Raw genomic sequence first — 21,816 nt, 5'->3', positions numbered from 1 at the left:
TCATACTTTATGAATGCCTCGCGGGAGCCCCTCATGAGCGATGACCTCAAACCTCCGTCGCTGCCCGACTGGCAGCGGCTGTTCGACGACAAGGCCTACTTCCAGCAGTCGCCCGACGCTCATTTCACCGAGCTGATGCGGCTGGCCGACGACCTGTTTGGCCAGGGAGCCATTGACCTGGACCGCTGGCAGGAGCTGAAGACCAAGGCGGAGGAACTGCACCAGCGCTCGCCGGATGCGAATGTGGCGGAGGAAGTGGCCGATCCTGACGCCTGATTCTTCGAGGGCCGCCTTCGCGAGCAGGCTCGCTCCCACAGAAGCGCGAGCAGGCTCTGCCACAGAAAATGCATTTCAGTGTGGGAGCGAGCCTGCTCGCGAAGAAGACAACCCGGTTCTGGATGACAACCCTCGCCACCATCAACCAAACGCCAGCCACTGGCACCACCCAAGGAGTCCACCATGAAGCCCGGTCCCGATCAGACCCAACACAACCCCGACGAGCCGGCTCTGCCCGGCGAAGTGGAGCGAGACAACGACGCGCTACGGCCGAACGACCCGGCCAAGCGAGAACAGCAAGGCAATGCCGAGGCGCAGGAAACCGATGCGCAAAAAACCGCACGGCGCGATTGAATCCCTGGTGGCGAGAAACAAACTCCCTCGCCACGCCAGGTGAATAATTATTTAAGCGGGCCTCACGGACAGACCCGGCAAGCTCCACTATCATTGTTTTCGTTCGCCCAGTGCCAGGCTCTTTACCAGTGCATGGAATGCCGAGGCCGTCACACTGGGCGAACACCTGCATGACTCAGCCGGCTACCGGGGTGCGCCAGTCATCCGAGCCCGAAGTGCCGCTGACTTCGTGAGTCCAGGTGATTTTCCGATAGCTGAAATGAACGTCCTCCAGATGGGTGAAGTGGCTGTTGCCCGGGTCCTGGCAATTGAGCATGTAGTCTTTCATGTCGACAATGATCGCGTCCTCCAGGGTGGTGGTGTAGTAGTGCTCCTGGGTGCCTGCAGCTGATGTGCGGTACCACTGGATTTCGACCTTCGTCAGGCGTTCGCCGCTGGTCAGGGCTGCCAGCAGCAGGGGCGAAGCCTTATCGAAGACTTTGGTGATGACCAGCGGTTTGTGCACGCGCTGGCCAGTTGGCTGGCCCGATTGAGGGTCGCGGGGGATGTTCACCTGATGCTCGAAGCCCTGCACCATGACCTGGTCTTCATGACCCTCCTGATAGGTATTGCCAACCGAGTCGGCGGTGAACGCACCGGCAGTGATCAGGCCTTGTTTTTCACCGGTGACGGACATGTAAGCGGGGGTAGCCAATGGATGCTCTCCTTCCTGGATAAACTGAGAAGCCCCGGGACGCGAATCGTCCTGAGGCGGTCTGAGCGTTATCAAGAGCCGTGCCATCGGCCAGAAAATACAGCCAGATCAAGGTGTTAACTTATTTTTTGAGCCGGCGTCGGGTTGCGCGCCCGGCAAATCATGCAAACGGCTGCACGCTGCGTCGCATTGATTTGCCCACGCCCGAGGCGCCGTGTTGCCGGGAGCAAGGCGCGTAAGTCGAGCGGATGCTGCTGTCGGACTTGCGCAACTTGCTGCTTCTCCTTCCTGCGCTGTTTTTCAGAGCCCCAGCGTGTGTAGACATTCATCGACGGAGCGCTGCTGCGTCTCGGCATACAGCCCCAGTTCATCAATGGTCGGTCGCCCCAGCGCCGTTTCGAAGGCATGCCGATTGGACTGTCCGGCGTAGTGATTCTGCGCGGCATCGCCCAGGTTCGACTGGAAGATGCCGGCGGCGCTGACCGGGAGGAAGTCTTCGTACACCAAGGGTTCGGCGCGCAGGTATTGCTGCTCAAGCAAGTGCTCCAGCGAGCTCGACCGTTCAATCGCGCCCTTGGCGGTCAGCCCCGCTGGCGTCACGAAATAGCGAAAGTACGCCAGCGCTTGTCGGCGCAGCTCGTCGAGGGTGTCAGGGAATTCGGCGAAGTGTTCAGCCATCAGCGCGTTGTAGCGTTCGGCATTGGCTTCGTTGGGAAACGCGCCCAGGGCGTCCCGCGCCGCGTTCAGCAGTTGATCGTAGAGCGCCCGGCCCTTGGGCGTAAGCGCCGCGCCGCGTTGCTCGATTTCACCAAACCGGGCGCTGTGGCTGCCTTGGGATTCTGGTTGGTCGGTAAACGCGACGGGTTCATCGAGCGCCTTGAAACTGGTCTGGCGCAGCAGGATGGGGCACTGGCGACGGGGCGGGCCTTCGATCACGGCCTTGGGCGTGATGCCATGCACCGGCATCTGGGCCTGGACAATGTCGATGTCCAGGGTGCGCGGCGTCAGGTGATTGATATGCGGGCCCTTGAACGCCACCACGTCGGCAATCAGCCGATGCTGGGCGCTCAGTTGACGGTATTGTTCGGCGGTGACGGTGGCGCTGTGGTGCCAGCGAAAGGTTTCCAGCGCTTGCAGCACGAATTCCTCGGCCTGGGGCTCGGTCAGGCCGCCCTGACGTTCGGCCAACTCGATGAGTTCAAGGGCGCCGGGGGTAAAGATCTGCCGTTTGCCCAGCACCGATTCGGCAAAGGCCCGAAGCTCGGCGTTTTCAATCAGTTCCAGGCGCAACAGCGACGTGAACACGCGGAAGGGGCTGACCTGCAGTGCGGCCTCATGCACGGCGCGAAACGCCGTGGAATGCACCGGCACCCCGGCCGTTGTGAGGTCGTAATAGCCCACCGGCTGCATGCCCATGACCGCGAACAGCCGACCCAGCATCGCCAGCTCGGCGGCGGTGCCGACGCGGATCGCGCCATGCCGTTCCAGGTCCAGGCGCTGCAGTTCGCCGGTGCTGCGCAGGTGTTCGGCCAGTTGCGGATCGTTGCCCAACACCCGGGCGTTGGTTTGCTCCACCAGGTTCATCAACGCGCCGTACAGCGGTACTTCGTCGCGGTACATGTCGGACATCGCCCTTGAGAAGCGTTGGCGGATCAGGTCGGGGCTGACGAAGCTCATCGTGGGAGTTCCTGGCGAGGGCTGTGGGAAAGATGGACAAAAGATCGCAGCCTTCGCCAGTGCCGGCAAACGAAGAATCTTCACGACTTCATTCTGCCAGGGACTGATCCACCAGCTCGATCCAGTGCCGCACGGGCGTGCGACCAGCACCGTCGAGGTGGCTCTGGCAGCCGACATTGGCGGTGACGATCAGCTCCGGTCGGCCGCTTTCCAGCGCGTTGAGACGGTTGTCCCGCAATTGTCGCGCCAGCGCCGGCTGGGTCAGCGAATAGGTCCCGGCCGAGCCGCAGCACAGGTGGCCGTCGGGCACCTCGGTGAGGTTGAAGCCCAGCCGTGTGAGCAGGGCTTCGACGGCGCCACCGAGTTTCTGCGCGTGTTGCAAGGTGCAGGGGCAATGGACGGCGATGCGTTGATCCCTGGCGGCGCAAATTTCTTCCAGCGGTTCGTTGCCGAGTACCTGCACCAGGTCCAGCGCGTGTTCGCTGACGTGTTTCGCCTTGGCGGCATACACCGGGTCGTGCTCCAACAGATGTCCGTAGTCCTTGATAAACGCGCCGCAGCCGCTGGCGGTCTGGACGATCGCCTCGGCGCCGTCTTGCAAGTGCGGCCACCAGGCATCGATGTTGCGCCGGGCGCGGTCCAGCCCGGTGGGTTGAGCGTCGAGATGATAATCCAGCGCGCCGCAACAGCCGGCATCAGAGCTGGCAACGACGCTGATGCCGAGCCGGTCCAGCACCCGGGCGGCGGCCGCGTTGGTGTTCGGCGACAGGCCCGGCTGCACGCAGCCTTCGAGCATCAGCACGCGGCGCGAGTGCCGCACGGCCGGGCGCGTGCCGGGGGACGCCGCCGACCGTGGCAACTTGGCCTCCAGGTTCGCCGGCAGCAGCGGGCGGAATAGCGTTCCCAGGCGCAGCAGATTCTTGAATCGTTCGGGACTCGCAGCCAGGCCCCGCAAGCCGAGACGCAGGGCCCGTTGGCCGGCGGGGCGGGGTACGGCCGCGTCGACCACGGCTCGGCCGATGTCCAGCAGGTTGTGATAATCGACGCCGGACGGGCAGGTGGTTTCGCAGTTGCGGCACGACAGGCAACGATCCAGGTGCAGTTGGGTGCTGGCGGTTGGCGGCTGGCCTTCGAGCACCTGCTTGATCAGGTAGAGGCGTCCGCGCGGGCCGTCCAGTTCATCGCCGAGCAACTGGTAAGTGGGGCAGGTGGCGTTGCAGAAGCCGCAATGCACGCAACTGCGCAGGATCCGTTCGGCCTCTTCGGCGCGAGGCAGGCGTTGGCTTTTTTCACTGAACCGGGTCTGCATCTAGAACTCCGCGTACATTCGGCCAGGATTGAACAGGCCCTGGGGATCAAGCTTCGCCTTGAGTTGACGGTGGTAGCGCAGCAGCGCCGGGGCCAACGGTTGGAACGGCGTTGCGGTTGCGCCAGGACAATAGCAGACGGCATGGCCGCCCCATTCCCGCGCCAGGGCCTGGACCGTATCGGCGTCGGTTTTCAGCCAGCGCTGCGCGCCCGCCCAATCGACCAGTTGCGCACCGGGCAAGTCGAGCGGGCCGGTAGCGTTGGGCAGCGACAGGCGCCACAGCGGCAGGTCTTCAGCGAAGAATGGCAGGCGATGTTCATTCAGCTCGGTCCAGTATTGATCGTCGATGGCTTCGCCGCCCAGGCGCTGATGGGCCGCGCTGACCGAACCCTCGCCGCCTTCCAGGCGCAGGCGCAGACAATCGCCGTCGTGGCTGGCTGCGCTGATGGGCAAGGGTTGTCGGCCCCATTCGGCGAGTTTTTCCAGGGCTTCGCGGCTGTCCATTTCCAGGCGGATGCTCAAGCCGTGGCGGGGCTTGGGCAGCACTTTCAAGGACACTTCAGTGATCACCCCCAGGCAACCGAAACTGCCGGCCAGCAGGCGCGACAGGTCGTAGCCGGCGACGTTTTTCATCACCTCGCCGCCAAAGCGCAACAGGTGGCCATGGCCGCTGATCATCCGCGTGCCGAGCACATAGTCGCGCACCGAGCCGGCCCACGGACGGCGCGGCCCCGACAATCCGGCGGCGACCATGCCGCCCACCGTGGCGTCCGCGCCGAACGCCGGCGGCTCGCAGGGCAGCCGCTGCCCGGCGGCGTCCAGCGCGGCCAACAGCTCCCGCAGCGGGGTGCCGGCGCGGGCGGTGATGACCAGCTCCGTGGGGTCGTAGTCAACGATCCCGCGATGCGCACGGGTGTCCAGCACCTCGCCGGCCACTTGGCGTCCCAGGAAAGCCTTGCTGTTGGAGCCCTGGATGCGCAGCGGCGTATCGCTCGCGCGGGCGCGGTTGACCTGCTCCAGCAGCAGCTCGCTGGCGTCGCGGTCGACTTGCGCGGTCATCAGAATCGCTCCAGTTCAGGAAACGGCAACTGCCCGCCATGGATATGCATCGCGCCGAATTCAGCGCAGCGGTTCAGGGTCGGTATGTTCTTGCCGGGGTTGAGCAGGCCAAGCGGATCGAATGCGGCTTTCACCGCGTGGAACAGCAGCAGCTCGTCGCTGTTGAACTGCGTGCACATCTGGTTGATTTTCTCCCGGCCGACGCCGTGTTCACCGGTGATGCTGCCGCCCACCTGGACGCACAGTTCGAGGATCTTCCCACCCAGGGTTTCGGCGCGCTCCAGCTCGCCCGGCTGGTTGGCGTCGAACAGGATCAGCGGGTGCATGTTGCCGTCGCCGGCATGGAACACGTTGGCGACCCGCAGGCCGTGTTCGCTGCCCAGGCTGGCGATGCGCTGCAGGACCTCGGGCAATGCCCGCCGGGGGATGGTCCCGTCCATGCAGTAATAGTCCGGCGCCAGGCGGCCTACCGCCGGAAACGCATTCTTGCGTCCGGCCCAGAACCGCAGGCGTTCGGCCTCGTCCCGGGCCAGGCGCACCTCGGTGGCGCCGGCCCGTTGCAGCACTTGGCGGACCCGTTCGCAGTCATCGTGGACATCGGCCTCGACGCCATCGAGCTCGCACAGCAGGATCGCTTCGGCGTCGACCGGATAGCCTGCGTGGATGAAATCCTCGGCGGCGCGGATCGCCAGGTTGTCCATCATTTCCAGGCCGCCGGGGATGATCCCGGCTGCGATGATCTCGGCCACCGCTCGTCCGGCCTTGTCCACCGAATCAAAGCTGGCCAGCAGCACCCTGGCAACCTGGGGGCGAGGCAACAGCTTGACGGTGACTTCGGTGATGATCCCCAGCAGGCCTTCGGAGCCGGTGAACAACGCCAGCAGGTCCAGGCCTGGCGAGTCCAGGGCCTCGCTGCCCAGCACCAGGCGTTCGCCTTCGATGGTGAGGATTTCCAGCTTCAGCAGGTTGTGCACCGTCAGGCCGTATTTCAGGCAATGCACGCCACCGGCGTTCTCCGCGACGTTGCCGCCGATGGAGCAAGCGATCTGCGAGGAAGGGTCCGGCGCGTAGTACAACCCGAACGGAGCCGCCGCCTGGGAAATCGCCAGGTTGCGCACCCCTGGCTGCAAGCGCGCGGTGCGGGCGTCGGGGTCGATGTGCAGGATCTGGTTGAAGCGCGCCATCACCAGCAACACGCCGCTTTGCAGGGGCAGGGCGCCACCGGACAGGCCGGTCCCGGCGCCCCTGGCCACCACCGGTACATTCTGTTCATGGCACAGCGTGAGCAAGGCCTGCACCTGCTCGACCCGCCGCGGCAGCACGACCAGCAATGGCGTGGTCCGGTAGGCAGACAGCCCATCGCATTCGTAGGGCCTGAGGTCTTCGTCGCGGTGCAGGATATCCAGGTCCGGAATGCGTGCCTGCATGGCGTCGAGCAGGGCCTGCTTGGGCACTTTCGGCAGCGGGCCGTCGAGCTGCTCGTCGTAGAGGATGTTCATGGCAGTCAGATACCTCTGAGTCGGCGCGGACCCCCTGTGGGAGCGAGCTTGCTCGCGATGGCGGCGGGTCAGCTTGCATCAATGCTGGATGTGCCTGCGCTATCGCGAGCAAGCTCGCTCCCACAGAGTAGATTCACTTGAGTACTTGTTATTGTTTTCACTGCCCCAGCCCCTTCAAAAAATCCCGGTACAACGCCGCAGTCTTGCCCGGTTTTTCAACCATCGGCATATGCCCGACCCCGTCCCAGATTTCCACCCTGAGGTCGGTGATGCCCTTGCTCCATACCGGTACGCTGCTGACGTCGATCAACCGGTCCTTGCGCCCCCAGAGTAGCAACGAAGGGGCGCGGATGTCGGCCAGGCGCGGTTCCATGGGTGGGCTGGCGCGTAAATCGACGAAGATCTCCGCCAATTCCTCCCGGCGCTGTTCATAACGCTCGGCCAGCGCCGCCAGCACTACGCTGGGCAGCCAGGGCGGCGAGGCCATGGTCATGGCGTAGAACGGCGCGAAATCGGCTCGAGAATCAACCAGGAACGGGTTGTGACCGGCGGCCAGGTGGCGTTCCATGTCACTGGGTTCGGGGGCGGTGACACCGGCCGGATCGATCAGCGCCAGGGTCAATACCCGCTCAGGCGACGTCGCCGCCAGCCAGGCTGCGAGGTAACCACCCATCGAGTTGCCGATCACATGGACCTTGTCCAGGCCACAGGCATCGAGCAATTCGATCACTCGCCGCGCCTGGGTCGGGATGTCATAACCGCCGCCGGCCTTGAAGCCGGTTTCGCCATGGCCGGCCAGGTCGGGAATCACCACCCGGTAATCGCCGACGAAATATCGGGCGAAGCGCAACCAGAGGTTCTTGTCGGCGCTGTAGCCATGCAGCATCAGCACGCTGCCGGACGCTTCATAGGGCCCGCCTTGCCAGGTCGACACCGTCATTTCGCTGATGGGCACGGTAATTTTGTGCAGCCGGTAGAGACGCGCCTCCAGCGCCATGCCCAGGTCATACAGCACATGGCCGATGCCCGGATACGTCAACCAGCTCCAGGCGATGAACACCGCAAGGACCACCCACAACACCAGCATGTTGTTGCCTCCATATCAGGACAAGGCGAGACCCTGTACCAACGAATTTCCCTTTTTCATGTATAGCCAAAATCCGCGGGGAACCACGCTGATCGGTCGGAATAAATACCCCTGCATCGATAGTGGCTATTTGACCTCGCCCTGATAGACTGCCCAAAACCTATCCCGGCCCCGGGAGACCGGTGGTGCAGAGGCCTCTATGCATAAAGCGGGAAAAAAGGGATTGTCGCTGGCCAGGAGGCTCTACACATCCCGAATCCTCGGTCTGGCGCTGGGGTTGCTGGTCGTGAGCGCCGCGCTCTATCCCCTCGACCCGGCGCCCTGGGTCTGGGGCTTCATGCTGTTCAACGGGTTGCTCTGGCCGCACGTGTCCTACCAATGGGCCCGTCGTTCGACGGTGCCGTACCATGCCGAGCACCGCAACCTGGTGATCGACGCCTTCCTCGGTGGCTTCTGGGTCGCCGCGATGCAATTCAACCCGCTGCCCACCGCCGTGACGCTGGCGATGATGGCAATGAACAACGTGGCCATCGGCGGCCTGCGTTTCCTGTTGGTCGGGGCTGTGGCCCAGGTAGCCGGTATCACCGTCGGGATATTCATGTTCCCCTTTGCCAGCGTGCCCATGACCAGCCCGGCGCAGCTATACGCCTGCTTGCCGTTGCTGTGCCTGTACCCGCTGGCGCTGGGCTGGATCTGCTTTCGCCAGGCGCACACCCTGGGCCGACAGAAACGCGAATTGCTGGCCCTGAGCCGTACCGACAGCCTGACCGGCCTGCTCAACCATGGCGCCTGGAAGGACCGGCTCAACGAGGCATTCCAGCACTGCCGACGCCAGTCACCGGACGGGGCAGGGCATGGCGTGATCGCGCTGATCGATATCGACCACTTCAAAGCCATCAATGACACCTACGGCCATGGCGCCGGTGATGTCGTGCTGCGTCAGCTCGGCAAGCTGCTGGGGCAGAACCTGCGGGCCACGGACATCGTCGGGCGTTATGGCGGCGACGAGTTCGGGGTGATCCTGCCGGACCTGACGCTGCTCAGCGCGGTGCAGGCGATGGAGGGGCTACGCGAACGCTTCACCGCGCAGGACTACGAACGTGACCCGGCGCTGAAAGTGAGCCTGAGTATCGGCCTGGCGGCCTTCACGGCGGATTATGCCGATGCGACCGCCTGGCTCGACGACGCCGACCAGGTACTCTATGAAGCCAAGACCAGCGGACGCAACCGGGTTGTCTGTCAGCGACACCGGCCGGTGCTGGAGGCGTCTGCGGTCTAGAGCCTTGGCGCATTGTCGGGTAGGGTGCTGGCTGACCTTCCCGATGATGCTTTCCAGATGAAACAAGGATGAACTCATGACCGTTATCGTTCGTCGCTCCCGTCTCGCCGTCAGCCTCGGCCTGAGCCTGGCCCTTGGCGCCTTCGCTCCGGCGGCCCTGGCGCAACCTCATCAACAGGTGCTGGCCGATGCCGAGCAGTACAAGGGCGAGGCGCTGAAACTGCTTGAACGCCTGGTGAACATTGACTCCGGTTCCGGCTATGTGCCGGGGCTGACCCAGGTCGGCGACATCGCGATCGACGAGTTGCAGAAGCTCGGCGCCAGCATTGAAAAGGTGCCCAATTCGGACGGCACCCACCATGTCCTGGCGACCTTCAAGGGCACCGGCAAGGCGAAAATCCTGCTGATGGCCCATATGGACACGGTGTTCAAGGAAGGCTCGGCGGCCGAACGTCCGTTCCATATCAAGGATGGCCGCGCCTACGGGCCGGGGGTGATGGATGACAAGGGCGGCATCGTCGCGGGCATCTACGCGCTGAAGGTGCTGAAGAACCTGGATTTCAAGAATTACGCGCAGATCACGTTCCTGCTCGATGCCAGCGAAGAGACCGGTTCGGACGTCGCCACCGACCTGATCAAGAAAACCGCCAAGGCCCATGACGTGACCCTCAACCTTGAACCAGGGCGCCCGGCCGACGGCCTGGTGGTGTGGCGCAAGGGCAGCGCAACCGCGCTGGTGGAGGTCAAGGGCAAGGCGGCCCACGCCGGCGTCGCACCGGAACTGGGGCGTAACGCGGCAATGGAAGCGGCGCATCAGATACTGCAACTGGGCAAGCTGGGCGACGCGGAAAAGAAGACGACCATCAACTTCACCGTGCTCAAGGCCGGTGACCGGACCAACGTGATTCCCGACCAGGCCAGCGCCAAGGCCGATGTGCGCGCAGCGGTGCCGGAAGAATTCGACCGCATCGAAAAAGACCTGGCCCGGGTCTCGAAGGACAAGCTGATCGCCGACACCGAAGTCACCACCAGCCTGCAGCGCGGCTTGCCGCCCATGCCACAGACCGCCGAGTCGGACCGGCTGATGGCCATGGCCCAGGGCATCTATGGCGAGCTGGGCCGCAAACTGACCGAGGAAGGCAGCGGCGGCGCGGCGGACGCCAGCCTGTCCGCCGGCGTTGGTACACCCACGCTGGACGGCTTTGGCATCGTCGGCGGCAATATCCATACGCCCGAGGAATATGCCGAGGTCGAAAGCGTGGTGCCGAGGATTTATCTGCTGACGCGAATGATCATGGAGTTGGCGGCACGGTAGCAGCCCGCGGAAGAAAGGCTTTTCGTGGCGAGGGAGCTTGCTCCCGCTGGGCCGCGAAGCAGGCCCGGTTTTTTTGTTTCTAAACGGGGTGGATCAACACCTTGAAACCCTGTGGGAGCGAGCTGTCTGTCCGTCAGATGTTGACTGACCTACCGCTATCGCGAGCAAGCTCGCTCCCACAGGGGGATGTGTTGAAGCGGCTAGCGCGGGTCGACGTTGTCCAGCGCGCGGTTTGCCAGGAGTGCGCCCAGTTCGATCAGTTGCTGGATGCCCAAGGCAAGGCAATATGGCGTCGTGAGTCTTCCAGGTCGAAGGCCAGGTAACCGACCATGGCGTTGGCCGAGGCGAGGGTTTCGCTGAGGTTGGCGAGCAGGGATTCGGTGTCGATGCCGTTGATGACGGTGAAGAGCTGGCCGGGATCGGTTTCTCTTGGATCGGCGGCGGCCGGATCGGTGTCCGGTGGGTTGGGTGTTGCTTTGAACATGATGAAACTCCTTGGTAATGGAGCCGCAACCCTTCTGCTACCAAACATCAGGTGGCGGCTATACGCAGGTTGGTAGACCGGGTACCAAGGCAAACCCGGCGCGCCACGAGGGCGCCCCACGCACAGCCGCCATTACAAATATGCCGGAGCTGTGCGCCTTAGTTTTACCCGGGCTACCAAACCCGATCGCTGATTTTTCTACGACCTGGCAACAGTAAAGCCCAACCCCAAGGCGCACAAGCCGGCGGATTCTGGCGTAGTTGTAGGCAAAGGCGCAAGACGCGGGAGTTCGGTCCTACACGCAGGCCAACCCAATAAACCCCCGGGCTTTTCGTGGCGAGGGAGCTTGCTCCCGCTGGGCCGCGAAGCGACCCCAAGGATTTTGTGTTGAAACAAAAAACCTGGGCCTGCTGCGCAGTCCAGCGGGAGCAAGCTCCCCCGCCACGACAGGGTTGTGCTTGGCTAGCGTGGGTCGACGTTGTCCAGCGCGCGGTTTGCCAGGAGTGCGCCCAGTTCGATCAGTTGCTGGATGCCCAGGGCAATGTGGCGTCGTGAATCTTCCAGGTCGAAGGCCAGGTAACCGACCATGGCGTTGGCCGAGGCGAGGGTTTCGCTGAGGTTGGCGAGCAGGGATTCGGTGTCGATGCCGTTGATGACGGTGAAGAGTTGACCAGGATCGGTTTCTCTTGGAGCGGCGGTGGCTGGATCGGTGTCCGGTGGGTTGGGTGTTGGTTTGAACATGATGAATCTCCGATGCGTCTGAAGGAGCCGTAACCCTCTCGCTACCAAACGAAGGGTGGTGGCCATACGAAGGTTGGTAGACCGGGCATCGGAAGCCGGCGTCTCCGAAGAGACCCTGCGCAGGGCCACCATAAAGCGAAGCGCATGATTGCACTCACAAGAGGTGACGCTATGCACCGAAAGCCCGGGCTACCAAACCCGATCGCTGATTTTTCAACGACCAGACAACAGTAAAGCCCAACCCCAAGGCGCACAAGCCGGCGGATTCTGGCGTAGTTGTAGGCAAAGGCGCAAGACGCGGGAGTTCGGTCCTACACGCAGGCCACCCCAATAAACCCCGAGGCTTTTCGTGGCGAGGGAGCTTGCTCCCGCTGGACTGCGCAGCAGGCCTGGTCTTTTGTTTTGACACAAGGGGGGATCAACACCTAGAAACCCTGTGGGAGCGAGCTTGCTCGCGATAGCGATCTGTCTGTCCGTCAGATGTTGACTGACCTACCGCTATCGCGAGCAAGCTCGCTCCCACAGGGGGATGTGTTGAAGCGGCTAGCGTGGGTCGACGTTGTCCAGCGCGCGGTTTGCCAGGAGTGCGCCCAGTTCGATCAGTTGCTGGATGCCCAAGGCAATATGGCGTCGTGAGTCTTCCAGGTCGAAGGCCAGGTAACCGACCATGGCGTTGGCCGAGGCGAGGGTTTCGCTGAGGTTGGCGAGCAGGGATTCGGTGTCGATGCCGTTGATGACGGTGAAGAGTTGACCAGGATCGGTTTCTCTTGGAGCGGCGGTGGCTGGATCGGTGTCCGGTGGGTTGGGTGTTGGTTTGAACATGGTGAATCTCCGTGAACGGGTTGAGCCGCCACGACCTATCGCTAAACAAGTAAGGTGGCGGCTGTACGCAGGTTAGCGATCCGGGTCACAGAAACCCCGGGTAGACCAGAAGGTCTCCCGCGCACAGCCACCATGACGCAAATTGCAGACTTAAAAAACTGCAATCGAGACTGGGCTTGTAGCTTCTGTGTCTGGAGCCGGATCGCTAAACCCGATCGCTGATTTTTCAACGACCAGGCCACAGTAAAGCCCAACCCCAAGGCGCACAAGCCGGCCGATTCTGGCGTAGTTGTAGGCAAAGGCGCAAGACGCGGGAGTTCGGTCCTACACGCAGGCCAACCCAATAAACCCCCGGGCTTTTCGTGGAGAGGGAGCTTGCTCCCGCTGGGCCGCGAAGCGGCCCCAAGAATTTTGTGTTGAAACAAAAACCTGGGCCTGCTGCGCAGTCCAGCGGGAGCAAGCTCCCTCGCCACAAGGGGTTCAATAAACCCAAACCTCCACTCTCCGATTGCGCACCCGGCCTTCGTCTTCATTGTTGGCTGCCACCGGCATCAACGCGCCGAACCCGCGGACCTCGCGCAACGTCACGCCGTATTTGACCAGTTCCCGCCGCACCGCCATGGCGCGCAATTTCGACAGCAGGTCGGCTCGCGCCGGGTCGTCCTTGAGGTCGCCAAAACCCACCAGGGTCACGCGCCGATCGAGTTTTCCGTGTTGCCTTATATAGTCGAGTACCCGGCCGAGGTCTTGGTGGGCCTTGTTGTCCAGGCTCGCGCTGCCTTCCTCGAAGCGGAAATTCACGGTCAGGCGCTGGGCATGGCGGCTCAAGGCCTGGTAACCCTCCGGCATCAGCGCGTTGGGGGTGACGGACATGGCCTGGATGGTCTGGGCGATGAATCCGTTGGCCGCGACGATGGCCTGGCCTTGTTCACTTTGGCTGAAGTCGACCAGGGCTTCGGCCCACGGGTTGGTTTGCGCTGGCGGCAAGTAGAAGAACAAGCGTCGGGACAGGGGATAATCCTCGGTGGCGATCAGGTTGTTCAGCGGCAGCATGGGCTGCGAGGCGCCGTCAACGAGCGCCAGGGGTTTTGCCTGACGTACATAGGGCAAACCGATGAAGCCGATGCCTTGCGGATCCTGGCTGACCGCATCGGACAATTGCTCACTGGATTCGAAGCGCTGGGCCGTAGGGTCGAGCTTTTTTCCTTGTCGGTTGAGTACCAGTTCCTTGAAGGTATCGTAGGTGCCGGACTGTTCGTCCCGCGCGTATAAATGAATGGCCCCGCCGACGCTGCCCACCGCTTCCCAGGTCTTTGCCTCACCGCTGAAAATGCGCGCCAGTTGCGCGGTGTCGAGCTGACGCAACGGGTTTTGCGGATGCAGAATAATCGCCAGGCCGTCGATGGCGATGACCTGCTCGGCCATCGGACTTTTCAAGTCGCCGAGGGCCGACAGGTCCTTCAGTTCCCCGTCCTTGATCGGTCGGGAAGAGGCTGCCAGATCAGCGCTGGCTTGCTTGAGGGCGGCGAATCCGGTGCTGGAACCGTGGGCCGCGATGTCGATCTGGACGCGCTTGCCTTCGGCGGTCCAGCCAACGATCCGTTGCTCATTGTCCCGGCCGGTTATTTCGCTGCTGACCCTGAGCAGCCCCTGGCCTTGCATCAGACCCTTGACCAGGGCCGGCCCCAGTGCCGCGCCGATGGTGTTGGAGCCCTGGATGCGTAGGGCCGGGCCGTGTTCGGAAACGGGCAAGGCGCCGGCCCATGCCATGAGCGGCAGCCAGAAGCTCATGAAAAACACAACGCACAGCTGCATGCCGGCACCTTTTTGAACCAGGGAGGTGCCGGAAGATTAAGTCAGTCAGGTTGCTGAAAGATGACAGGGTTGCGACGGGTTCAGTGGAGCGGGTGGGAGCGAGCTTGCTCGCGATGGCGGCGGCACAGTCGATGGTGATGTGACAGTGAAACCGCTATCGCGAGCAAGCTCGCTCCCACAGGGGACGAAATGGAAGGCTGGTACTCAGCTCAGTTCCAGCCAGATCGGCGCGTGGTCCGAGGGTTTTTCCATGCCGCGCAATTCATAATCCACGCCGGCATCCTTGACCCGTGGCAGCAGGCCTTGGGACGCGAGGATCAAATCGATGCGCAGGCCGCGCTTGGGCTCGTCCTCGAAACCGCGGCTGCGGTAGTCGAACCAGCTGAAGCGGTCACTGACGTCCGGGTTCAGGTGACGGAAGCTGTCCACCAGACCCCAATTCTTCAGGCGCGCCATCCATTCGCGTTCTTCCGGCAGGAAGCTGCATTTGCCAGTCTTGAGCCAGCGCTTCATGTTGTCCGGGCCGATGCCGATGTCGCAGTCTTCCGGGGAAATGTTCACATCGCCCATCACCACCACCGGCTGGTCGTTGCTGAAGCGGGTTTCCAGCAGTTGCTGCAAATCGCTGTAGAAGCGCTGCTTGGCCGGGAACTTGGTCGGATGGTCGCGACTTTCACCTTGAGGGAAATAGCCGTTCATGATGGTCACCGGTACGCCATTGGCATCGGCGAAGGTGCCCCAGATGAAACGCCGCTGGGCGTCTTCGTCGTCAGTCTCGAAACCTTTGTGCAGGGTCAGCGGCGCCTGGCGCGAGAGCAGGGCGACGCCGTAATGGCCTTTCTGCCCGTGGTACTGCACGTGATAACCCAAGGCTTGCACCTCGGCCAGGGGGAATTGTTCGTCGTGAACCTTGGTTTCCTGCAACCCGATGACGTCAGGCTGGTGCTTGTCGATCAGTGCCGCCAACTGATGGGGACGGGCGCGCAGCCCGTTGATGTTGAAGGAGACGATCTTCATGGTCGGCTGTCCTGGCAAAACTGCGATGCTAGCTGACATGTCGGAAGGGAGCCAGCGTGGCGGTAGGACAAATGCACTGCTAATGTCCTCTGGCATGTAGGAACGATCGCAGCCCTGACGGGTTCGTAGTCAATAAGAGCAGGGCCTCACCGAGCCTCGCCCAGGAGATCCACCACCATGCCTGACGCCATTACCGCTGATATCCACATGCTCGACAGCGGCTATTCCCGCGAAGCGCGTTCATTGCTGTACCAGGCCTACCGCCATGAGCCGACCTTCAGCTACCTGTTCGAATCCGAGCGTCCCGGTTACGAACAGCGGGTGCGGGCGACGGTGCGTGAACTGGTCAAGCAGCATTTCTTCCAGGACCTGCCAGCCATCGGCCTGTTGGTCAACGACCGCCTGATCGGCATCGCCCTGATTGCCCCGCCGCAGCGGCGCCTGGGCATTACCGAAAGCTGGGCCTGGCGCCTGCGCATGGTCTTGAGCACGGGGTTTCGCTGCACCCGGCGTTATCTGGAGTATCACGCCGCGGTGCTGGCCTGCCTGCCATCGGACGCGGTCCATGTGCTGCCACTGCTGGGGGTTCATCCGCAGTTCCAGGGCCAGCATTACGGTGAGCAGTTGCTTGAGGCAGTCCATAACTGGTGTGCGGTGGACGAGCATTCCCAAGGCGTCGTGCTCGATACCGGCAACCCGCGCTACCTGGAATTTTATAAACGCCAGGGCTATGAGGAAATCGGCGAAATCGCGGTAGGACCGGTCCGCGAGCATGTGTTCTTTCACGCCAACCCGCAGGTTTTACACAGCGCGACGGCATAATCGGACGAACTTTTGCGAAGCGTCCGGCTCTATCAGGCTCCCAAGCTCGTGATAGCATCCGCGCCATGAATTTCCCAGGACGAATGACCAGTGGCGCGCTCTTGCTGTCCCTCAGCTGCGCCGCGCTGGCACAAAGTGTATTGGATGTACGGGTCAAACCGTCCAATGACGAGCTCAAGGCCAATGTAGAGGGCTATATCGGTGGCCTCGGTGAGCGTGACGAAGAGGCACTGCTGCGTTTCAGTCGCGGCGCCGAGGAGCAGGCGCGCAAGGCGGCCCAGGCGCTCGGCTATTACCAGCCGCAGATCGACAGCGAGGTCAAGGCTGGCAAGGACCCGCGCCTGATCCTGACCATCGACCCCGGCGAGCCGGTGCACCTGCGCAATGTCACGATCCGCATCGACGGCCCGGCGGCCTCGCTGAAGAGTTTCCGGGTGCCGGACAACGCCGGTCTCAAACCGGGTGCGGTGCTCAATCACGGACGCTATGAAGACGCCAAGCGGACGATCCAGAACCAGGCCTCGCGTTATGGCTTTTTCAGCGGAAAGTTTCTCAGCCAGACGTTGCGCGTGGATCCCACGGCCGGCATTGCCGACATCGAGCTGATCTACGACAGCGGCCCGCGTTATGCCTTGGGCCCGGTCAGTTTCGAGGGCGATACGCCGTTCGACGAGGACCTGCTGCAGCGCATGGTGCCGTTCAAGGCGGGCGCGCCCTACGACTCCGAATTGATTGCCGAACTCAACCAGGCCTTGCAGTCGAGCGGTTATTTCGAAGGCGTGCGCGTTGATGCGGCGCCCACCGCGGCCACCGACAATGTGATCCCGGTGGCGGTCAGGCTCGACACCCGCAAGCCGCGCACCATGGGCCTGGGCCTGGGGTTTTCCACTGACGTCGGCCCGCGCGCCAAGGCCAACTGGACGCGTCACTGGGTCAATCCCCAAGGCCACAGCTATGGCTGGGAAGCGGAAATATCGGCGCCCCGGCAAAACGTCGGCCTCTGGTACGACGTGCCGCTCGACCCGCCACTGACTGACAAGATGCGCTACGCCGGCGGCTATCAATATGAAGAACTGTCCGGCACCGACACCCTCAGTAAACTGCTGACCGTGGGCCCCGAGTGGCACAGCAAGCTGCCCAGCGGCTGGCAGCGGGTGGTGTCGCTCAAGTGGCAGCGCGAGGAATACCGCCTCGGCGACGATTCGGGCCTGAGCACCTTGCTCATGCCCGGCGTCAGCTATTCGTACTTGCGCAGCGACAACCGCATCGACCCGCACAACGGCTATCGCCTGCAATTCGACACCAAGGTCGCCAAGGAAGGGTTGGGTTCGGACAACAACCTTTTGTATGGCACGGCCATGGTCAAGGGCCTGACCACGGTGTTCGACAAGCATCGCCTGTTGGCCCGGGCCCAGGTGGGCGGCAGCGCCACCAACGGCTACAAGTCGATCCCGCCGTCGCTGCGCTTTTTCGCCGGTGGCGACCAGAGCGTGCGTGGCTACGACTACCAGAGCCTGTCGCCGGAGAACTCCGAGGGCGATCGCATCGGCGGTCGCTACATGGTGGCCGCCAGCGTCGAGTATCAATATTCGGTCGCGGAGAAATGGCGCGTGGCGACCTTCGTCGACCAGGGCAACTCCTTCAACAGCCTTGAGCTGCCAAGCCTCAAGACCGGCGTCGGCGTCGGCGTGCGCTGGGTCTCGCCGGTCGGCCCGATCCGCCTTGACCTGGCCCATGCGATGGACGACGACGGCGGCATTCGACTGCACTTTTCCATGGGGCCCGAGTTGTGAATCGCGGTTTGAAAATAACGCTCCTGGCGCTCGCCGGGTTGCTGCTGACGGTTGTCCTGGCCTTGAGCATGGTGTTGGGCACGGCCTTTGGTAGCCGTTGGGCTCTCGGCCTGGTGCCAGGCCTGAGCGTGGAGAATTTCCAGGGGCGGCTGGGCGGGCAGTGGAGCGCCGATCGGGTGCTGTGGCAGCAAGATACCCGCCGGGTGGCGCTGGAGAGGCCGAATGTCGCCTGGTCGCCGTCGTGCCTGCTGCGCATGACCCTGTGCATTGAACAGCTCAAGACCGAGACCATCGCCGTGCAGTTGCCAGCCACCGCCGATGAACCGAGCAGCGGCCCGATCAGCCTGCCGGACCTGGACTTGCCGTTGGCGATCGAACTGGGCGATGTGCAGGTGGGCAGCCTGTCGTTCAACGGCAGTGAGCAGCTCAAGGGGCTGCAACTGGTGGCGCACTGGACCGCCGAGGGTTTGCAGATCGACTCGGTGCAGTTGCAGCGCGACGAACTGAGCCTGAAATTGTCCGGCCTGCTGCAACCGCACGGCGACTGGCCGCTGAATGCGACGGGTCAGCTGACCCTGCCGGCGCCGGGCGCGACGCCTTGGGCACTGGAGCTGAAAGTCGCTGGCAACCTGCTCAAGACCCTCAATCTCACAGCCGACAGCAGTGGTTATCTGCAAGGCCGCCTGACGGGCGAACTGCAACCGTTGGCGGATAACCTGCCGGCCAAGGTGCGCATCACCGCCGACGGCTTCAAGGCCAGCGCCGATCTGCCGGACACGCTGCTGCTCAACCAACTGGAACTGACCGGCGAAGGCGACCTGAAGAACGGCTATCAACTGCTCGGCAAGGCGACTCTGCCCGCCGAAAAGGGGCCGGTGGCGTTGCTGCTGCAAGGCCAGGTGGACGCCACTGGCGCGCAAGTCGCAGGGCTGGATCTCGACGCCGGCAACCAGCAGACCCTCAAGCTCACCGGGCAGTTGGATTGGCGTGAAGGGCTGAACGCCGAAGCAAAAGTCGCCTGGCTGGATTTCCCCTGGCATCGCCTTTATCCGCTGATCGACGAGCCGCAAGTCACGCTGCGCAGTTTTAATGGCGAAGTCTCGTACACCGACGGCCAGTACCTGGGCAATTTCCAGGCGGCGCTGGACGGTCCCGCCGGGGCGTTCAGCCTGGGCAGCCCGTTCAGCGGCAACCTGACGCAAGTCCACTTGCCGGAACTCAAGCTCGCCGCCGGGCAGGGCAAGGCCGAAGGACACCTGGACCTGCAATTTGCCGACGGCATCGCCTGGGACACCGCGCTGCAACTGTCATCGGTCAACCCGGCGTACTGGCTCGCCGAATTGCCCGGCACGCTGGCCGGGCCGTTGCGCAGTAAAGGCTCGATGAAAAACCAGCGCATGGAACTCGACGCGGACGTGGACCTCAAGGGCAAGCTGCGCGGCCAGCCGGCGCTGTTCCAGGCCAAGGCCAGCGGCGCCGGCGAGCAATGGAACCTCGGCGCACTGGATATCCGCCTCGGCGACAACCGCATCAACGGTACGGGCAGCCTGCAACAGCAGCTGACCGGCCAGATCGACATCAAGCTCGCGCGCCTGGCCCAGCTCTGGCCGCAGTTGCGCGGTCAGGTCAGCGGGCGTGTCGACGTGGCCGGCACGCTCAAGGCCCCCCAGGGCAAGCTCGACTTGCAAGGCACGCAACTGGCGTTTCAGGACAATCAGCTGCAAAGCCTGAACCTGGACGCGACGCTCGACGGCGCGCAACGGGGCAAAGTCGATCTCAAGGCCAGCGGTATCCGCAGCGGCGAAACCTCCCTTGGCGTCCTGACGCTGAGCGGGCAGGGCGATATCAAGCAACAGCAACTGAAGGTCGACCTGCAAGGGCCCCAGTTGAAATCCAGCCTGGCCCTTGATGGTACGCTGGATCAGGGCAACTGGCGTGGACGCCTGGCCAGTGGCGACCTGCGGGTCGGCGGTCAGGACTGGCGCCTGCAAGCGCCAGCGAAGCTGGAACGGCTGGCCAACGGTACGCTGAACTTCGGTGCCCACTGCTGGCGCTCCGGCCCGGCCAGCCTGTGCGGCGAAGACCAACGGCTGATGCCGGAGCCGAAGCTGCGCTATCACCTCAAGCAATTCCCCATCGAAAGCCTGGCCCAGTGGATGCCCAGGGATTTTGCCTGGCAAGGCCGGCTCAACGCCGACCTGCAACTGGACCTGCCGGCCAGCGGCCCGAATGGCCGGGTGCTGGTGGATGCCAGCGGCGGCACGTTGCGGATTCGGGATAAAGAACAGTGGCTGGACTTCCCCTACCAGACCCTGACGCTCGACAGCCGCCTGACACCCACGCGCATCGATACCGATCTGAATTTCGTCGGCGCCAGGCTCGGCGAACTGAGGGTCCAGGCGCGGATCAATCCGTTGCCAGCGAGCAAGCCGCTGAGCGGTTCGTTCCGCCTGAACGGCCTGGACCTGTCCGTCGCCCGTCCGTTCGTGCCGATGGTGGAAACCCTCACGGGTCACTTGAACGGCAGTGGCACGCTGTCCGGCGGGCTGCTCGCGCCCCAGGTCAACGGTAACCTGGTGCTCAGCGATGGCGAAGTGTCCGGCCCGGAACTGCCGGTCAGCCTCGAAGCCTTGCAACTGCGGGCGATGATCGCCGGTGAAACGGTGCGTCTGGATGGCGATTGGAAGAGTGGCAAGAGCGGGCAGGGCCGCCTGACCGGGAACATCGGCTGGGGCGAGGCGCTGACCATGGACCTGGCACTCAAGGGCTCGCAACTGCCGGTGACCGTCGAACCCTACGCGGTGCTGGACGTGGCGCCGGACTTGAAAATCACGCTGCAGGGCGAGCGGCTGGCGATTGCCGGCAAGGTCCTGGTGCCGAAGGGCGAGATCACCATTCGCGAATTGCCGCCATCAACCGTCAAGGTTTCGGACGACACGGTGATCGTCGGCCACCAGACCGAAGAGGGCAAGGCACCGATGGCCATGGCAATGGACATCGACGTGCTCGTCGGCCAGGAGAAGCTTGCCTTTTCGGGATTCGGGCTCACCGCCAATGTCCAGGGGCAGGTGCACATTGGCGATAATATGGACACTCGCGGCGAACTCTGGCTCAACGACGGCCGCTATCGGGCCTATGGGCAGCGGTTGACGGTGCGCCGGGCGCGCTTGTTGTTCGCCGGGCCTATCGATCAGCCGTACCTGGACATCGAGGCGATCCGCCAGACAGACGATGTGATTGCCGGCATCCGCTTGAGCGGCAGCGCCGAGCAACCCACCACGCAAATCTTCTCGGAGCCGGCCATGAGCCAGGAGCAGGCATTGTCCTACCTGGTGCTGGGCCGGCCGCTGAGTACCACCGGCGAAGACAACAACATGCTCGCCCAGGCTGCACTGGGCCTGGGCTTGATGGGCAGTTCCGGCGTGACCACCAGCCTGGCCAACAACCTGGGAATCGAGGATTTCCAACTCGACACCCAGGGCAGCGGCAACGAAACCAGCGTGGTCGCCAGCGGCAACCTATCGGAAAAACTCAGCCTGCGCTACGGCGTCGGAGTGTTCGAACCGGCCAATACCATTGCCCTGCGCTACAAGCTGAGCAAGAAGGTCTACCTCGAAGCCGCCAGCGGCGTCGCCAGCTCGCTGGATATCTTCTACAAGCGCGATTTCTGATTTTCCCCCAAGTCCCCTGTGGGAGCGAGCTTGCTCGCGATAGCGGTGTCACATTCAACCTGTTCGCAGGCTGACAGACCGCTATCGCGAGCAAGCTCGCTC

At 63.3% G+C, this 21,816-nt stretch carries 17 protein-coding genes and 1 pseudogene; 7 read left to right on the top strand and 11 right to left on the bottom strand.

The genetic code is table 11. The features are described 5' to 3' along the window. Positions 1–33 precede the first annotated feature (33 nt). Positions 34–276, top strand: a complete 243-nt coding sequence (locus J3P94_RS18315) for a hypothetical protein (RefSeq protein WP_434569110.1) — start codon at positions 34–36, stop codon at positions 274–276. Between the two features lie 183 nt (positions 277–459). After that, positions 460–630, top strand: coding sequence for a hypothetical protein (locus J3P94_RS18310; protein WP_434569109.1), 171 nt, complete (start codon positions 460–462; stop codon positions 628–630). 175 nt (positions 631–805) lie between these two features. Here J3P94_RS18310 and J3P94_RS18305 read toward each other — a convergent pair whose 3' ends face one another. The 6 genes from J3P94_RS18305 to J3P94_RS18280 form a co-directional block, all read right to left on the bottom strand. After that, entirely contained in the window at positions 806–1,324 is a 519-nt protein-coding gene (locus tag J3P94_RS18305; protein ID WP_434569108.1) for an Hcp family type VI secretion system effector, read from the bottom strand. A 300-nt stretch (positions 1,325–1,624) separates the two neighbouring features. Further along, entirely contained in the window at positions 1,625–3,001 is a 1,377-nt protein-coding gene (gene hglS / locus J3P94_RS18300) for a 2-oxoadipate dioxygenase/decarboxylase HglS (protein ID WP_434569107.1), read from the bottom strand. 88 nt (positions 3,002–3,089) lie between these two features. After that, positions 3,090–4,310 carry a glycolate oxidase subunit GlcF gene (gene glcF, locus J3P94_RS18295; protein ID WP_434569106.1) on the bottom strand — a complete coding sequence of 407 codons (1,221 nt, stop codon included), beginning with the start codon at positions 4,308–4,310 and terminating at the stop codon, positions 3,090–3,092. Beyond that, a complete protein-coding gene (glcE, locus tag J3P94_RS18290) occupies positions 4,311–5,369 on the bottom strand; it encodes a glycolate oxidase subunit GlcE (protein ID WP_434569105.1) in 1,059 nt (352 codons plus the stop codon). After that, on the bottom strand, positions 5,369–6,868 hold the full coding sequence (gene glcD / locus J3P94_RS18285; RefSeq protein WP_434569104.1) for a glycolate oxidase subunit GlcD: 1,500 nt from the start codon (positions 6,866–6,868) through the stop codon (positions 5,369–5,371). Before glcD ends, glcE begins: the two co-directional genes overlap by 1 nt. 157 nt (positions 6,869–7,025) lie before the next feature. Further along, entirely contained in the window at positions 7,026–7,955 is a 930-nt protein-coding gene (locus J3P94_RS18280) for an alpha/beta fold hydrolase (RefSeq protein WP_434569103.1), read from the bottom strand. Positions 7,956–8,154: 199 nt separating this feature from the next. On the opposite strand from J3P94_RS18280, the gene J3P94_RS18275 reads away from it, so the two are divergent. Together J3P94_RS18275 and J3P94_RS18270 are read left to right on the top strand one after the other, a co-directional pair. Continuing rightward, positions 8,155–9,234, top strand: a complete 1,080-nt coding sequence (locus J3P94_RS18275; RefSeq protein WP_434569102.1) for a diguanylate cyclase — start codon at positions 8,155–8,157, stop codon at positions 9,232–9,234. A 76-nt stretch (positions 9,235–9,310) separates the two neighbouring features. After that, positions 9,311–10,549, top strand: coding sequence for a M20/M25/M40 family metallo-hydrolase (locus J3P94_RS18270; protein WP_434569101.1), 1,239 nt, complete (start codon positions 9,311–9,313; stop codon positions 10,547–10,549). A 200-nt stretch (positions 10,550–10,749) separates the two neighbouring features. On the opposite strand, the pseudogene J3P94_RS18265 reads toward J3P94_RS18270, so the two are convergent. The 5 genes and pseudogenes from J3P94_RS18265 to xthA form a co-directional block, all read right to left on the bottom strand. Continuing rightward, positions 10,750–11,033: pseudogene (locus J3P94_RS18265) on the bottom strand (DUF6124 family protein). Positions 11,034–11,495: 462 nt separating this feature from the next. Then, positions 11,496–11,774 carry a DUF6124 family protein gene (locus J3P94_RS18260; protein WP_305495705.1) on the bottom strand — a complete coding sequence of 93 codons (279 nt, stop codon included), beginning with the start codon at positions 11,772–11,774 and terminating at the stop codon, positions 11,496–11,498. 543 nt (positions 11,775–12,317) lie between these two features. Then, positions 12,318–12,596 (bottom strand): DUF6124 family protein, encoded by a 279-nt coding sequence (locus J3P94_RS18255; RefSeq protein ID WP_305495705.1) that lies wholly within the window; start codon positions 12,594–12,596, stop codon positions 12,318–12,320. A gap of 480 nt (positions 12,597–13,076) precedes the next feature. Continuing rightward, entirely contained in the window at positions 13,077–14,411 is a 1,335-nt protein-coding gene (locus J3P94_RS18250; RefSeq protein WP_434569100.1) for a substrate-binding domain-containing protein, read from the bottom strand. Positions 14,412–14,615: 204 nt separating this feature from the next. Further along, positions 14,616–15,428: an exodeoxyribonuclease III gene (gene xthA, locus J3P94_RS18245; RefSeq protein WP_434569099.1), complete on the bottom strand. Its 813-nt coding sequence runs from the start codon at positions 15,426–15,428 to the stop codon at positions 14,616–14,618. Between the two features lie 177 nt (positions 15,429–15,605). On the opposite strand from xthA, the gene J3P94_RS18240 reads away from it, so the two are divergent. From J3P94_RS18240 to J3P94_RS18230, 3 genes are all read left to right on the top strand, one after another. Continuing rightward, positions 15,606–16,250, top strand: a complete 645-nt coding sequence (locus J3P94_RS18240; RefSeq protein WP_434569098.1) for a GNAT family N-acetyltransferase — start codon at positions 15,606–15,608, stop codon at positions 16,248–16,250. Positions 16,251–16,315: 65 nt separating this feature from the next. Further along, positions 16,316–18,043 (top strand): autotransporter assembly complex protein TamA, encoded by a 1,728-nt coding sequence (locus J3P94_RS18235; protein WP_434569097.1) that lies wholly within the window; start codon positions 16,316–16,318, stop codon positions 18,041–18,043. Further along, complete coding sequence (locus J3P94_RS18230; protein WP_434569096.1) at positions 18,040–21,714, top strand: translocation/assembly module TamB domain-containing protein; 3,675 nt, start codon at positions 18,040–18,042, stop codon at positions 21,712–21,714. The genes J3P94_RS18235 and J3P94_RS18230 overlap by 4 nt, the downstream gene beginning before the upstream one ends. The last annotated feature ends 102 nt before the right edge of the window (positions 21,715–21,816 follow it).

Source organism: Pseudomonas sp. Z3-8 (assembly GCF_051131975.1).
GTDB lineage: Bacteria > Pseudomonadota > Gammaproteobacteria > Pseudomonadales > Pseudomonadaceae > Aquipseudomonas.
This window is presented reverse-complemented; position numbering and strand designations above follow the sequence as displayed.

Excerpts from the sequence above, each read along its gene's own strand:
- J3P94_RS18255 (WP_305495705.1), bottom strand. The coding sequence starts at position 12,596 with ATGTTCAAACCAACACCCAACCCACCGGACACCGATCCAGCCACCGCC.
- J3P94_RS18315 (WP_434569110.1), top strand. The coding sequence starts at position 34 with ATGAGCGATGACCTCAAACCTCCGTCGCTGCCCGACTGGCAGCGGCTG.
- J3P94_RS18240 (WP_434569098.1), top strand. The coding sequence starts at position 15,606 with ATGCCTGACGCCATTACCGCTGATATCCACATGCTCGACAGCGGCTAT.
- glcE (WP_434569105.1), bottom strand. The coding sequence starts at position 5,369 with ATGACCGCGCAAGTCGACCGCGACGCCAGCGAGCTGCTGCTGGAGCAG.
- J3P94_RS18280 (WP_434569103.1), bottom strand. The coding sequence starts at position 7,955 with ATGCTGGTGTTGTGGGTGGTCCTTGCGGTGTTCATCGCCTGGAGCTGG.
- J3P94_RS18310 (WP_434569109.1), top strand. The coding sequence starts at position 460 with ATGAAGCCCGGTCCCGATCAGACCCAACACAACCCCGACGAGCCGGCT.
- glcF (WP_434569106.1), bottom strand. The coding sequence starts at position 4,310 with ATGCAGACCCGGTTCAGTGAAAAAAGCCAACGCCTGCCTCGCGCCGAA.
- hglS (WP_434569107.1), bottom strand. The coding sequence starts at position 3,001 with ATGAGCTTCGTCAGCCCCGACCTGATCCGCCAACGCTTCTCAAGGGCG.
- xthA (WP_434569099.1), bottom strand. The coding sequence starts at position 15,428 with ATGAAGATCGTCTCCTTCAACATCAACGGGCTGCGCGCCCGTCCCCAT.
- J3P94_RS18235 (WP_434569097.1), top strand. The coding sequence starts at position 16,316 with ATGAATTTCCCAGGACGAATGACCAGTGGCGCGCTCTTGCTGTCCCTC.
- J3P94_RS18250 (WP_434569100.1), bottom strand. The coding sequence starts at position 14,411 with ATGCAGCTGTGCGTTGTGTTTTTCATGAGCTTCTGGCTGCCGCTCATG.
- J3P94_RS18260 (WP_305495705.1), bottom strand. The coding sequence starts at position 11,774 with ATGTTCAAACCAACACCCAACCCACCGGACACCGATCCAGCCACCGCC.
- glcD (WP_434569104.1), bottom strand. The coding sequence starts at position 6,868 with ATGAACATCCTCTACGACGAGCAGCTCGACGGCCCGCTGCCGAAAGTG.
- J3P94_RS18270 (WP_434569101.1), top strand. The coding sequence starts at position 9,311 with ATGACCGTTATCGTTCGTCGCTCCCGTCTCGCCGTCAGCCTCGGCCTG.
- J3P94_RS18275 (WP_434569102.1), top strand. The coding sequence starts at position 8,155 with ATGCATAAAGCGGGAAAAAAGGGATTGTCGCTGGCCAGGAGGCTCTAC.